Raw genomic sequence first — 12,614 nt, forward strand, 5'->3', positions numbered from 1 at the left:
GACTTCTTCCTCTGTAGGGAAAAACGGCGGCGATACTTGGTCGCCGCCGTGTATGGCATTAGGCCGGTTGCGCCTGTTTGGCGGTTTCCGCCTTGGTCACCAGTTCGGCGATGGTGGCATCCAGACGCGCCAGGCCTTCCTGCAGGTCGGCTTCCGGAATCACCAGCGACGGCACGATGCGCAGCACGTTGGTGCCGGCCACCAGCACCATCAGGCCGTGCTTGGCGGCGGCGTTGACAATGTCCTTGGCCTTGTTGTGGAACGCGCCCTGCAGCTCGGCGCCGATCAAGAGGCCCATGCCGCGCACTTCCTTGAACACGCCGTGCTTGGCGTTGATGGCGGCCAGGCCGTCCTTCAGCAGCTGGTGACGCTTGCTGACGCCGTCCAGCACTTCCGGGGTGTTGATCAGTTCCAGCACCTTGTCGGCCACGCAGCAGGCCAGCGGGTTGCCACCGTAGGTGGAGCCGTGGGTGCCGACCACGAAGGAGGCGGCAACCTTGTTGCTGGTCAGCATGGCGGCGACCGGGAAGCCGTTACCCAGTGCCTTGGCGCTGGTCAGGATGTCCGGGGTCACGCCGTAGGCCTGGTAGGCGTACAGCGCGCCGGAGCGGCCGACACCGATCTGCACTTCGTCAAAAATCAGCAGCGCGTTGTGCTTGTCGCACAGCTCGCGCAGCTTCTGCAGGTAGGCCTTGGTGGCCGGCAGCACGCCGCCCTCGCCCTGTACCGGCTCCACGATCACCGCGCAGGTGCCGGCGTTGATGGCGGCCTCGGCGGCTTCCAGGTTGTTGAATTCGATGTGGTTCAGGTCACCCGGCAGCGGGGCGAAGCCTTCGGTGTACTTCGGCTGGCCGCCGACCGACACGGTGAACAGGGTGCGGCCGTGGAAGGCCTGCTTGCAGGACACGATGCCGGTCTTGCTGCCGCCGAAATGGTCGAAGGCGTAACGGCGCGCCAGCTTCAGCGCGGCTTCGTTGGCTTCGGCGCCGGAGTTGCAGAAGAACACCTTCTCGGCAAAGGTGGTTTCGGTCAGGCGGCGCGCCAGCTTCAGCGCCGGCTCGTTGGTGAAGGTATTGGACAGGTGCCACAGGCGGTCGACCTGCTCGTGCAAGACCTTGGTCAGTTCCGGATGCAGATGACCCAGGCTGGTTACGGCGATGCCGCTGGCGAAATCGATGTATTCCTTGCCCTGCTGGTCCCACAGGCGGGAGCCTTCACCCTTGACCGGTACGAACGCGGCCGGGGCGTAGTTGGGAACCATCACTTCATCAAAGGTTTGGCGGGTAACAGGAGCGGACATCTGGGAATCCTTCATCTGGCGTTGAGATGGAGCCATTCTAGGCAGGTGCGTCAAACTTTCCGTCCAGAATCAAGACACGCAGCTTTCTGTTTGGGCCAGCAGCGGGCAAGGTTGGCCGCATCGCGTGTCAGCAAGTCGCCCGGATCAGCCACAGGCGCGTCCGGGAGGGGCTCCGATGTTCCCGGACGCGCTGCGCTTATCCGGGCGACGAACTGTTCGGGCCAGCCGGGTCGCCTGCGGCCAACGTTGGCCGCAGGCGGCGGCCTCAGCCCTCGTCGGCCAAGTCGCTGTCGCCGGGGAAGCGCTCCTCGCGCGGCGAGATGCCGAAATGGGTACGGTACACGGTGGAAAAGTGCGGCCCGGAAGAAAAGCCGCACAGCAAGCCGATCTGCACCACCGACTTGCCGGTGTTGCGCAGCAGCTGCCGCGCGCGCTCCAGCCGCAGCTGCAGGTAGTAGCGCGACGGCGAATCGTCGAGGTATTGCTTGAACAGGCGCGCCAGCTGGCGCCGCGACTGGTTGGTGAGCCGCGCCAGCTCGTCGGTGGTCAGCGGTTCCTCGATATTGGCTTCCATCAGCATCACCGCCTCGGTCAGCTTGGGGTGCTTCTCGCCGACCCGCGCCAGCAGCGGCACGCGCTGGCGTTCGTCGCTGCCGCGCACGCGCTCGGCGCACAGCACCGCGGCGATGGACTCCACCAGCTCGACGCCGTGCTGGCGCCCGATCAGCGCCAGCGTGCCGTCGATCTGCGCCAGGCCACCGGCACAGGTGAAGCGGCCGCGATCCAGCTCGTACACGTGCTGCGACGCCACCACACTGCGAAAGCGCTCGGCAAAGGCCGGCTGTTCCGGCCAGTGAATGGTCGCGTGGTAGCCGTCGAGCAGCCCGGCACTGGCCAGCCACCAGGCACCGCAGTGCACCCCGCCCAGCAGCGACACGCGGGACGCCAGCAGCGCCAGCGCATGGCAGCACAGCGCGGCATCGCTGAACGGCAGCACGCCCTCGCTGAGCACGAACAGCTGGTCGCAGGCTTCGGCATCGCGCAGCGCACCGCTCACCGGGTAGCGCATGCCGCCGGCCATCGGCAGTGGCTGGCCGTTCCAGCTATAGAAGCGCAACTGGTACAGCGTCTTGCCGGCCAGGCGGTTGGCCTGCAGGAACGGTTCGGCAAAGCAGCCGATGCCGAACGGCGAACACGGCGGCAGCAGCAGCACCGCCAGCTGCAGCGGCGCCGTCATCGGCCTGCCCCCGCGAACGGCGGGACGGGCTGTTGCCGGGCGGCAATGACGGGCAGGAACATGCTTCACTCCTTGGCGGCTGACGCTGCCGATGGCAGCGGATGAATAGGGATGACAGGCAACGCGCACGGCGGGGGTACACGCTGGCGCGGCGACGGCGTTTAGCGGCGCCGGCGGCGCGAACGGACGCACCCAGCCTGTTGCGTACGCATCATTTCAGCAATCCCCGCGCCCCACAACGGCCGGCGGTGCACTTGATGCGGCGCAGCAATCGGCCAGACACGAAAAATTGTCCAGCTTTATCAATGAGATAAAATTTTTTCTTACTGGAAAGGACTAGCGGCGATGGTGCCGCTTCTGTACAGCGATGTCACCTGTACGCAAGTGGCGGGCAGTGCGGCGCCGCCTGGCCGCGGTCGCGATGGGCACGGAGCGGCACTGGCTTGCGGCCAACCTTTGCCCGCGACGGCGTTCAGCTGCTGCTGGTGACAGGCGGCGTGGCGGGCGCCGGCTGCGCCGCATCGTCGTCCGGGGTGATGCCCCAGTCGCCCCACAGATACCAGTCGTCGCCGAGCATCTCGGCCGGGTGCTGGGTGCGGCCGGAACCGTTGCCACACTGCAAGGAGCTGGCCGGGCAGTACTTGTCGCAGCCCCAGCAGATGCGCTCCGGGTGCTTGGGGTGCAGCGGGAATTTCTTGGCCATGGCGGGGTGCGGGCGTGGTGCCGGGAGGCCGTCCCGGCCCGGTGTCGCGCCAGGTGGCGACGGGTCAGCGGCCATTGTAGCCACCCGCGCCAGCGCGGCATTGATGGCAGTCAAGCGCCACAAATGCGCCGCCGCCGGATTTTTCATGTCGCACTGGCAAAAAAGCCGCACAAATGTATACACAATTGACGCACGGTTGGCACGCGTCCGCGATTAAGATAGAAACAGCCGCGGAGTGCGACACACACCGCAACGACAAAGGAAAACGGAGACAACATGAACTACAAACACCTGCTGGCGCTGACCGCCATCTGCTCGCTGCCACTGCTGGCACAAGCCCAAACCATCCGCATCGTCACCGATGTCAGCTACCCGCCGTTCTCGAAACAGGCCGCCGACGGCAGCATCACCGGCTTCGATCCGGACATCGCCCGCGCCATCTGTACCGAGGCCAAGCTGCAGTGCGAACTGAAAGCGATGGACTTCGACGGCATCGTGCCGGCGCTGCAGGCCAAGAAGTTTGAAGTCGCCATCGCCTCGATGAGCATCACCGCGGAACGCGCCAAGATCGTCGATTTCAGCGACATGTACTTCAACGTGCCCGGCCGCCTGCTGGCCAAGGAAGGCACCCAGATCAACGACGCCTGGTACAAGGGCAAGAACATCGGCGTGCTGCGCAGCGCCGTGCAGCAACAGGAAGCCAACGACAAGCTGAAGCCGAAAGGCGCGCAGATCAAGGTCTACGGCAAGATCACCGATGCCTTCCTCGACCTGTCCAGCCAGCGTCTGGACGCGGTATTCCTGGAGTCCACCGTGGGTGAGGAAGACTTCCTGAAAACCGGCAAGGGCAAGGGCTACGCCTTTGTCGGCCCGGTGTTCAACGATCCGAAGTACTACCAGGGCTGCGGCATTGCGGTACAGAAAGGCAACAAGGAACTGCTGGCCAAGATCAACGTGGCACTGAAGAAAATCCTGAAGGACGGCACCTACAAGAAGATCCAGGACAAGTACTTCAGCAACGACATCTACCCGTTCAAGTAAGCCACACCGGCACCAGGCCTGAACCCCGCAACCCGCACCGCCCCGGTGCGGGTTTTGTTTTGCCGCGGCCAACGTTTGCCGCCGTCATCAACGCAGCCAGACGGAACATAATCCGGAAAATTGGCGCATCTGCGTAACAAAAGCGCATCACATTGCGCTTTCGCCGCGATCACTCTCTGCATAATGACAGTCAAGGTGTCGCTGCCACAGCCCGGGTCCGGGGCGGCAGCAAGACGGGAGGGGGTCGTATGCGTGAACCATTTTCTGCCGGCGAATTGCCGTTGCTGCACGACGGCGGTGTCGTGATGCCGCCCGGCCCGCAGTGGCGCTGCCGGCTGTTGCCGGCCCCCGGCGTCGCCGGCCACCCGCTGACTGCCGCGCAGCGGCAGCACGCGCTGGCGCTGCTGCAGCAATTGCGCCCGGCCGGCATCCCGCTGGCACCGCCTGTGCCGCACCCGGCGGGCCTGCTGTGCCATGCGCACCCCGACACCGACGGCCGGGTGCAGGCCTATGCCCTGCTGCGCGCTGACCGCAGCGTGGAAATGGTCGCCGTGCTGCCCACCGGCTGCTGGCCGCCGCACGCGCACGCCTGGTGGCCGGGGGTGTACGAGATTCCGCTATTGCAGCAAATCCCCCCGCTGCTGCTGCCGCTGGCCGGCGCGCTGGCGCTGCCGGCCCCCTGCTCGCTGCAGATGACGCTGCTGGCGCTGCAGGGCAGCGCGCTGATCGCCAAGCGCCAGCAAGGCTCGGAACGGGCCTATCCGCTGCCAGCGGGCGTTGACCGTATCGAACTGCCGACGGTGCGCCTGGATGGCTTCGACGCCGAGCGCAAGCGCGCGCTGATCCAGGCGCTGGACCAGGTGCGCCGCTGTGCGGGGGCCGACACGGCCACCGCGTTCTATCTCTAATTTTCCGGTACTCACCATGAGCACAACGCTTGATTCGTTCGACCAGAAGATCCTCACCATCATGCAGCGCGACTGCTCGGTCAAGGCGGAGGTGATTGCCGAGGCCATCGGCCTGTCCGCCTCCGCCGTGCAGAAACGCCTCAAGCGGCTGCGCGCCGAAAAAATCATCACCGCCGAGGTGGCCGTGCTCGACCGCGCACTGGTCGGGCGGCCGATGAGCTTTGTCGCCGCCATGGAAATCGAGCGCGACAACTACGACACCGTCAACCGCTTCCGCGAGTGGGCAAAGCAGATCGACGCCATCCAGCAGATCTACTACGTGACCGGCGCCGCCGACCTGATCGTCATCATCACCGCGCAGGATGTCGAGGCCTACGACCGCCTGACGGCGCGGGTGATGGAGAACAACCCGATGATCCGCCGCATCACCACCAACGTGGTGCTCAACACGCTGAAAACCTCGCTGTTCATCCCGGTGGAAGGCGACGGACAAAGCGCAGCCGATAGCAGCCAGATCGCAACAAAATAATCTTTTTTAGCGTCATTTTGTCGATTGTTGGCGCCATTTTGCCGCCGTAACATGAAGTTCCACACTCGAACACGAAGGGATCTAGCGATGACTTTCCGATTGGCACTGATTGGTTTCGGCGGCGTGAACCAGGGCCTGGTGGCCCTGCTCAAGGCCAAGCAAGGCAAGCTTAACGGCCTCGACTTCCGCATCACCGCGCTGGCCGACCTGCGCCTGGGCGTGGTCAGCAATCCGCAGGGGCTGGATCTCGACGCGCTGCTGGCCACCGCCGATAGTGGCTTCGCCACCGACGCGCTGCGCAGCGATCCGTCGACCCGCATCAGCGAACACATCGACCTCGCCGCCACCCTGGAGCTGGTCACCGCCGACTACGTGGATGTGGTGGTCGAGGCCACCTTCACCGACCCGCACACCGGCGAGCCGGCGCTGTCGCACTGCCGTGCCGCGCTGAGCCACGGCAAGCACGTGATCACCACCAACAAGGGCCCGATCGCGCTGGCACAGCAGTCGCTCGCCCAGCTGGCTGCGGCCAACGGCGCCGCCATCAAGTACGAGGGTGCAGTGATGAGTGGCACGCCGGTGCTGCGCCAGATCGGCACCACGCTGCGCGGCTGCGAGATCAACGGCTTTGCCGGCATCCTCAACGGCACCTCCAACTTCGTGCTGGAGCGGCTGGCGCAGGGCCACGACTTCGACGACGCGGTGCGCGAGGCGCAGGCACTCGGCTACGCCGAGGCCGACCCCAGCGCCGACCTCGGCGGTGGCGACGTGCAGCTGAAAGTGGTGATCCTCGCCAACACGCTGTGGCAGGCCGGGCTGACCCGCGCCGACGTCGCCTGCCGCGGCATCACCGGCCTCACCAGTGCCGACATCCAAGCCGCGCAGGCCGCCGGACGCAGCTGGCGACTGGTCGGCGCCGCCACCCGTCACCCCGACGGCAGCGTCAGCGCCAGCGTCGAGCCACGCGAATTGCCGGCCGGCCACCCGCTGGCGGCGATTGGCGGTGTCACCAACGCCATCACCTTCGACACCGACGTGCTGGGCGGCGTCACCATCAGCGGCCCCGGCGCCGGCCGCGTGGAAACCGCCTTCGCGGTGCTGTCCGACCTGATCGAGCTGGCCGGCCAGACCCGCGGCCAGGAGGTGCAAGCATGAACGCGCCACTCAAGCACCAGGCCATGCGCTGCGAAGTGCAATCGCCGTTCGACGGCAGCGTGGTCGGCAGCGTCGAGCTGACCGCGGTCGAGGCGCTGCCGGCCGTCGTGACCCGCGCCCGTCACGGCGCAACGTTGGCCGCAGCACTGCCGCGCCACCAGCGCGCCGAGCTGCTGCAACGCGCCGCAACCATGGTCGAACAGCAGGCCGCCGAGTTTGCCCGCACCATCGTGCTGGAGTCCGGCAAGGCGCTGCGCCAGGCGCGCAAGGAAGTGGCGCGCTGCGTCAACACCCTGCGGCTGTCGGCGGAAGAAGCGAAACGCCACGGCGGCGAGATCATCCCGTTCGACGCCTACGCCGGCGCCGAAGACCGCAGCGGCTATTTCACCCACGAACCGCTGGGCGTGATCCTCGCCATCACCCCGTTCAACGACCCGCTCAACCTGGTCGCCCACAAGCTGGGTCCGGCGTTGGCCGCCGGCAATGCGGTGATCCTCAAGCCGTCGCTGCTGGCGCCACTGTCGGCGGTGCGGCTGGCGGAGTGCCTGTGGCAGGCCGGCGTGCCGCACGACGCGCTGCAGTTGGTGCATGGCGGCAGCGAGGTGGCCGCGCCGCTGGTGCGCGACAAGGCGATCCGCATGGTCAGCTTCACCGGCGGCCCGGTCAGCGGCGAAGCCATCACCCGCGAGGCGGGACTGAAGAAGCTGGCGATGGACCTGGGCGGCAACGCACCGGTGATCGTGATGGCCGACTGCGACCTGCGCGACGCCGCCGAATCCTGCGTCTCCGGCGCGTTCTGGGCCGCCGGCCAGAACTGCATCGGCACCCAGCGCCTGCTGATCGCGCGCCCGGTGTACGAGCTGTTCACCCGCTACCTGACCGAGCTGACCGCCGCGATGCGGGTCGGTGACCCGCTGGACGAGGCCACCGACATGGGGCCGATGATCAGCGAGGCGCAGGCCTGCCGCATCGAAAGCTGGGTGGACGAGGCGATCGCAGAGGGCGCCACCGTGCTGTGCGGCCACCAGCGCCAGGGTGCGCTGTACGCACCGACCATCCTCGCCGACGTGCCGACCACGGCCCGCGTCTGGCGCGAGGAGGTGTTCGCGCCGGTGGTGATCGTCGCCCCGTTCGACGATCTGGATAGCGCGCTGGCTGCGGCCAACGATAGCGACAGCAGCCTGCAGGCCGGCATCTTCACCAGCCACCTGGAAACGGCGCTGGGGGTGGCGGAACGGCTGCAGGCCGGCGGGGTGATGATCAACGACTCCTCCGACTTCCGCTTCGACGGCATGCCGTTCGGCGGTTTCAAGTACGGCTCGCTGGGACGCGAGGGGGTGCGCTTCGCCATCGCCGAGATGTCGCAGCCCAAGGTGATCTGTTTCAAACGCAAGCGCCTGAGCGCGCACTAGAAAGCGGTTCCAAGTCGTCGTGCCGGCGGCGCTGCCGCCGCCGGAAGTTGCACACAAAAAAAGACGTCCACAAATCGAGAAAGAGAGGATCACCCATGACATCCCTAGCCCATCCCGCTTTTTCGCCGCCAGCGCCGGTGCTGGCCATCGAGGACCTGCACAAGTCGTTCGGCAGCGTCGAGATCCTGAAAGGCATCTCGCTCACCGCGCACAAGCACGACGTGATCTCGATCCTGGGTAGCAGCGGCTCCGGCAAAAGCACCCTGCTGCGCTGTATCAACCTGCTGGAAACCCCGGACGCCGGCCGCCTGACCATCAACGGCGAGCATCTGGAGATGAAGGCGACGCGCGATGGCGGACTGACGCTGGCCGACCCGCGGCAGATCACCCGCATCCGCCGCAAACTGGCGATGGTGTTCCAGCAGTTCAATCTGTGGGCGCACATGACGGTGCTGCAGAACGTGATGTTCGTGCCGCAAAAGGTGCTGGGCCTCGGCCGCCAGGAGGCCGAAGCCAAGGCGCTGGAGATGCTGGAAAAGGTGGACATGGCCGGCAAGTGCCACGCCTACCCTGCCCAGCTCTCCGGCGGCCAGCAGCAGCGGGTGGCCATTGCCCGCGCGCTGGCGACCGACCCGGAAGTGCTGCTGTTCGACGAGCCGACCTCGGCGCTGGACCCGGAGCTGGTGGGCGAGGTGCTGAAGGTGATGCGCGCGCTGGCCGAGGACGGCCGCACCATGCTGGTGGTCACCCACGAGATGGGCTTCGCGCGCGAAGTCGCCAGCCGCGTGGTGTTCGTACACCAGGGCAAGATCGAAGAAGACGGCTGCCCCGACGAAGTGTTCACCCGCCAGCAGTCGCCACGGTTCCAGAAATTCCTGTCCAGCATCCTGTGATTGCCGCCCCCACCCAAAGGAAATTGCCATGAAAAAGCTCGTGTTCTCCGCCCTCACCGCCCTGACCCTGATCAGCACCGCCCACGCGCAGCAGGTGGTCCGCATCGGCACCCTCGCCGACTACGCCCCGTTCGAATACAAGGACGCCTCCGGCAAGCTGCAGGGGATGGAGATCGAAATCGGCAACAAGATGTGCGCCGCGATGAAAGTGACCTGTCAATGGGTGACCATGGACTTCGACGCGCTGATCCCGGCGCTGAAGGCGCGCCAGATCGATGCGGTGCTGGCGCAAATGTCGAGAACCGCGGAGCGGGAAAAGTCGGTGGACTTCAGCCGCATATTCACCACCGCGCCGGTCCATCTGGTGGCGAAGAAAGGCAGCGGCATCAGCCACCAGCCGGCCACGCTGCGCGGCAAGACCGTCGGCGTGCAGACCGCCTCCACCCATGAAAGCTATTTCCGCAACCGCCTGCCGACGAGCAGCAGCGGCATCAACGTCAAGGTCTACCAGTCGCTGGACGCCGCCTGGCTGGATCTGGAGTCCGGCCGCATCCAGGCGGTGTTCGCAGACAGCACCGTGGCCCACGACTGGCTGGCCAAGAGCGGCCAGCAGGCGGGCTTCGCCTTTGCCGGCCAGGCCATCACCGATGACGCGATCTTTGGCGCCGGTACCGCCATCGCCGTGCGCAAGGGCGACAGCAAACTCAAGGCGCAGTTCGACCTCGCCATTCTCGGCGTGCACCAGAACGGCTACTTCCAGACCGTCAACAAGCGCTACTTCCCGTTCAGCATCCTGCCGCAATAACCCCACCCGCCGGGCCGCCTGCACGGCGGCCCGCACTGGAGACTCTCCATGGCTGCACTATTCGACTACAGCGCCCAGCTGCTGGAAGGCGCCGGCCTGACACTGGAACTGGCGTTCACCTCGCTGTGCTTCGGCCTGCTGCTGGGGCTGGCCGGCGCCGCCGCCAAGATGTCGGCACTGCGCTGGCTGCGGCAAGCCGCCTATCTGGTCAGCAACGTCCTGCGCGGCATTCCCGAATTCCTGATCCTGCTGATCTGCTACTTCGGCCTGTCCAACCTGCTCAACACCCACTTCGCCGGCACGCTGAGCCTCAGCCCGTTTGCCGGCGGCGTGGTGGCGCTGGCGCTGGTGTTCGGCGCCTACGCGTCGGAGGTGTTCCGCGGCGCCTTCCTGGCGGTGCCCAAGGGTCAGCTGGAGGCGGCGCGCTCCTACGGCCTGTCGCGCTGGCAGATCTTCTGGTGCGTGCAGCTGCCGCAAGCGTGGCGCATCTGCCTGCCCAGCCTCAACAACATGTGGCAGAACCTGCTGAAGGACACCTCGCTGGTCTCGATCGTCGGGCTGGAGGACATGCTGCGCAAGGCCAGCATCGCCGCACAATTCACCAAGCAGCCCTTCGTGTTCTACGCCGCGGTGGCGGTGGTCTACCTGCTGCTGCTGGCCGTCTCCAACCCCGCGTTTGCCTACTTTGAAAAGCGCGCCAATCGCGGTTACGCCAGCCCGGCGTGAAAGGAACCCTCATGGATCAACTTGCTTCGCTGCTGAGCCTCTCGTGGCCGGCGCTGCTCGACGGACTGTGGATCTCGCTGCAGTTGCTGCTGTTCTCCTGTGTCCTAGGCTTCGCGCTGGCGGTGCCGCTGGCGGTGGCCCGCACCTCGCCGCGGCGCTGGATCGCGCTGCCCTGCCGCCTGTTCATGTCCGCGTTTCGCGGCACGCCGCTGCTGGTGCAGATCTTCATCCTCTACTACGGCCTGGCGCAGTTTGAATGGGTGCGCGATTCCGTACTGTGGCTGCTGCTCGACGACGCCTTCTCCTGCGCGCTCTTGGCGCTGACGCTGAACCTGGCGGCGTACATGGCGGAAGACATCCGCGGCGGCATTCTCGGCGTGCCGGCCGGCGAAAAGGAGGCGGCCACCGCCTTCGGCATGAGCCGGCTGATGGTCACCTGGTACATCGTGGTGCCGCGTGCCATCGGCATCGTCGCGCCGACGCTGGGCAACGAGATCGTGCTGCAGCTGAAATCCACCGCGCTGGCCAGCACCATCACCGTGCTCGACCTCACCGGCGTGGCGCGACGGCTGTCGATCGAGGCCTACACCACCGACGCGCTGCTGCTGGCCGGCCTGCTCTATATCGCCATCGCCGCCGTGCTGTCGCTATTGATCAAGTACGGCGAGGCGCGCCTGAACCTACACCAACCGCGCTGACCGTGTCCGCGTGCAACCAACCCAGCGAGAACAATATGGACTATCAACTGGAAACCATGGTGATCCATGCCGATGCCGACGTCACCGACGAAAAGGGTGTCGCGCCGGCCATCCACTACTCGGCGGTGTTCAAGGCCGAGGACAGCGCCGAATTCATCGCCATGTCCAGCGAGCCGCAGCACCCGCGCAACTACACCCGCTACGGCAACCCGGTGCACGAACGGGTGAAAACCGTGATGGCGCAGCTGGAAGGCACCGAGACGGCGCTGGTCACCGCCTCCGGCATGGGCGCCATCGCCACCACGGTGCTGGCGCTGGTCAAGGCCGGCGACCACGTCATCGGCCAGCGCCGGCACTACATGAGCACCAGCAAGCTGCTGGACGACATGCTGCCGCGCTTCGGCATCGAGGTGACTCTGGTAGAACAGGAAGACGCCGCCGCCTTCGAAGCGGCGATCCGCCCCAACACCCGGCTGATCCTGCTGGAAAGCCCGGTCAACCCGGTGCTGATGCTGACCGACATCGCCGCCGTCACCCGCGTGGCGAAGGCACACGGCATCCTGACCGTGGCCGACAACACCTTCTCCTCGCCGATCAACCAGCGCCCGCACGCGCTGGGCGTGGACATCGTGATCCACAGCGCCACCAAATACCTGGGCGGCCACCACGACATGAGCGGCGGTGTGATCTGCACCAGCAAGGCGCTGGCCGAGGAAATCTGGCACACCCACATCACGCTGGGTGCGGTGCTGTCGCCGATGGATGCCTGGCTGCTGCTGCGCGGCCTGCGCACGCTGCCGATGCGCGTCGAGCGCATCAACGCCAATGCACTGGCGCTGGCCCGCTTCCTGGAGCAGCTGCCGCAGGTCGAGCGCGTGTACTACCCGGGACTGGAGAGCCACCCGCAGCACGAGCTGGCGCGCACGCAGATGCAGGGCTACGGCGGCGTGGTGGCGTTTGGCGTGCGCGGCGGCTATGCCGAGGCCGAGCGCTTCGTCGCCGCGCTGCAGATCCCGCACAACGCCGGCAACCTCGGCGGCGTCGACTCGCTGGCCATCCACACCGCCGCGATGTGGGCCGGCACCATGAGCCCGGCGCAGATGCAGGCCGCCGATATCCCGCTCAACTTCGTCCGCTACTCGGTCGGCATCGAGAATGTCGAAGACCTGAAGCGCGACGTACTGCAGGCGCTTGCCACACTGTGACC

Annotated in this window: 13 protein-coding genes; 10 read left to right on the forward strand and 3 right to left on the reverse strand. The window is 66.4% G+C overall.

Annotated elements, in window-relative coordinates:
• Positions 1-58: 58 nt before the first annotated feature.
• The 3 genes from NOM55_RS12790 to NOM55_RS12800 all read right to left on the reverse strand — a co-directional run bounded on the left by NOM55_RS12790 (position 59) and on the right by NOM55_RS12800 (position 3,240).
• Positions 59-1,300 carry an aspartate aminotransferase family protein gene (locus tag NOM55_RS12790; RefSeq protein ID WP_255908882.1) on the reverse strand — a complete coding sequence of 414 codons (1,242 nt, stop codon included), beginning with the start codon at positions 1,298-1,300 and terminating at the stop codon, positions 59-61.
• Positions 1,301-1,565: 265 nt separating this feature from the next.
• Positions 1,566-2,537 carry a GlxA family transcriptional regulator gene (locus NOM55_RS12795; protein ID WP_047965697.1) on the reverse strand — a complete coding sequence of 324 codons (972 nt, stop codon included), beginning with the start codon at positions 2,535-2,537 and terminating at the stop codon, positions 1,566-1,568.
• A 472-nt stretch (positions 2,538-3,009) separates the two neighbouring features.
• Complete coding sequence (locus NOM55_RS12800; RefSeq protein ID WP_255908883.1) at positions 3,010-3,240, reverse strand: DUF3079 domain-containing protein; 231 nt, start codon at positions 3,238-3,240, stop codon at positions 3,010-3,012.
• 276 nt (positions 3,241-3,516) lie between these two features.
• Between NOM55_RS12800 and NOM55_RS12805 the strand changes: the two genes are divergently transcribed.
• The 10 genes from NOM55_RS12805 to NOM55_RS12850 all read left to right on the forward strand — a co-directional run bounded on the left by NOM55_RS12805 (position 3,517) and on the right by NOM55_RS12850 (position 12,612).
• Positions 3,517-4,281 carry a transporter substrate-binding domain-containing protein gene (locus NOM55_RS12805; RefSeq protein ID WP_047965698.1) on the forward strand — a complete coding sequence of 255 codons (765 nt, stop codon included), beginning with the start codon at positions 3,517-3,519 and terminating at the stop codon, positions 4,279-4,281.
• A 248-nt stretch (positions 4,282-4,529) separates the two neighbouring features.
• The gene (locus NOM55_RS12810) at positions 4,530-5,189 is read left to right on the forward strand and encodes a hypothetical protein (protein WP_255908884.1); all 660 of its coding nucleotides are present in this window, start codon (positions 4,530-4,532) and stop codon (positions 5,187-5,189) included.
• A 16-nt stretch (positions 5,190-5,205) separates the two neighbouring features.
• On the forward strand, positions 5,206-5,718 hold the full coding sequence (locus NOM55_RS12815; RefSeq protein ID WP_047965699.1) for an Lrp/AsnC family transcriptional regulator: 513 nt from the start codon (positions 5,206-5,208) through the stop codon (positions 5,716-5,718).
• Positions 5,719-5,805: 87 nt separating this feature from the next.
• On the forward strand, positions 5,806-6,873 hold the full coding sequence (locus NOM55_RS12820) for a homoserine dehydrogenase (RefSeq protein WP_255908886.1): 1,068 nt from the start codon (positions 5,806-5,808) through the stop codon (positions 6,871-6,873).
• Positions 6,870-8,285, forward strand: coding sequence for an aldehyde dehydrogenase family protein (locus NOM55_RS12825; protein ID WP_255908887.1), 1,416 nt, complete (start codon positions 6,870-6,872; stop codon positions 8,283-8,285). The genes NOM55_RS12820 and NOM55_RS12825 overlap by 4 nt, the downstream gene beginning before the upstream one ends.
• Positions 8,286-8,380: 95 nt before the next feature.
• Positions 8,381-9,178, forward strand: coding sequence for an ABC transporter ATP-binding protein (locus NOM55_RS12830; protein ID WP_255908889.1), 798 nt, complete (start codon positions 8,381-8,383; stop codon positions 9,176-9,178).
• Positions 9,179-9,206: 28 nt separating this feature from the next.
• Complete coding sequence (locus tag NOM55_RS12835) at positions 9,207-9,983, forward strand: transporter substrate-binding domain-containing protein (protein ID WP_255908890.1); 777 nt, start codon at positions 9,207-9,209, stop codon at positions 9,981-9,983.
• 48 nt (positions 9,984-10,031) lie between these two features.
• A complete protein-coding gene (locus tag NOM55_RS12840; RefSeq protein WP_255908891.1) occupies positions 10,032-10,709 on the forward strand; it encodes an ABC transporter permease in 678 nt (225 codons plus the stop codon).
• Between the two features lie 11 nt (positions 10,710-10,720).
• Entirely contained in the window at positions 10,721-11,407 is a 687-nt protein-coding gene (locus tag NOM55_RS12845; RefSeq protein WP_255908892.1) for an ABC transporter permease, read from the forward strand.
• 35 nt (positions 11,408-11,442) lie between these two features.
• Complete coding sequence (locus tag NOM55_RS12850; RefSeq protein WP_255908893.1) at positions 11,443-12,612, forward strand: PLP-dependent aspartate aminotransferase family protein; 1,170 nt, start codon at positions 11,443-11,445, stop codon at positions 12,610-12,612.
• The last annotated feature ends 2 nt before the right edge of the window (positions 12,613-12,614 follow it).

It is taken from the genome of Vogesella sp. AC12 (genome assembly GCF_024437575.1).
Lineage (GTDB): Bacteria > Pseudomonadota > Gammaproteobacteria > Burkholderiales > Chromobacteriaceae > Vogesella > Vogesella indigofera.

Coding starts and splice junctions, on each gene's coding strand:
- NOM55_RS12790 (WP_255908882.1), bottom strand. CDS start 1,300: ATGTCCGCTCCTGTTACCCGCCAAACCTTTGATGAAGTGATGGTTCCC.
- NOM55_RS12795 (WP_047965697.1), bottom strand. CDS start 2,537: ATGACGGCGCCGCTGCAGCTGGCGGTGCTGCTGCTGCCGCCGTGTTCG.
- NOM55_RS12800 (WP_255908883.1), bottom strand. CDS start 3,240: ATGGCCAAGAAATTCCCGCTGCACCCCAAGCACCCGGAGCGCATCTGC.
- NOM55_RS12805 (WP_047965698.1), top strand. CDS start 3,517: ATGAACTACAAACACCTGCTGGCGCTGACCGCCATCTGCTCGCTGCCA.
- NOM55_RS12810 (WP_255908884.1), top strand. CDS start 4,530: ATGCGTGAACCATTTTCTGCCGGCGAATTGCCGTTGCTGCACGACGGC.
- NOM55_RS12815 (WP_047965699.1), top strand. CDS start 5,206: ATGAGCACAACGCTTGATTCGTTCGACCAGAAGATCCTCACCATCATG.
- NOM55_RS12820 (WP_255908886.1), top strand. CDS start 5,806: ATGACTTTCCGATTGGCACTGATTGGTTTCGGCGGCGTGAACCAGGGC.
- NOM55_RS12825 (WP_255908887.1), top strand. CDS start 6,870: ATGAACGCGCCACTCAAGCACCAGGCCATGCGCTGCGAAGTGCAATCG.
- NOM55_RS12830 (WP_255908889.1), top strand. CDS start 8,381: ATGACATCCCTAGCCCATCCCGCTTTTTCGCCGCCAGCGCCGGTGCTG.
- NOM55_RS12835 (WP_255908890.1), top strand. CDS start 9,207: ATGAAAAAGCTCGTGTTCTCCGCCCTCACCGCCCTGACCCTGATCAGC.
- NOM55_RS12840 (WP_255908891.1), top strand. CDS start 10,032: ATGGCTGCACTATTCGACTACAGCGCCCAGCTGCTGGAAGGCGCCGGC.
- NOM55_RS12845 (WP_255908892.1), top strand. CDS start 10,721: ATGGATCAACTTGCTTCGCTGCTGAGCCTCTCGTGGCCGGCGCTGCTC.
- NOM55_RS12850 (WP_255908893.1), top strand. CDS start 11,443: ATGGACTATCAACTGGAAACCATGGTGATCCATGCCGATGCCGACGTC.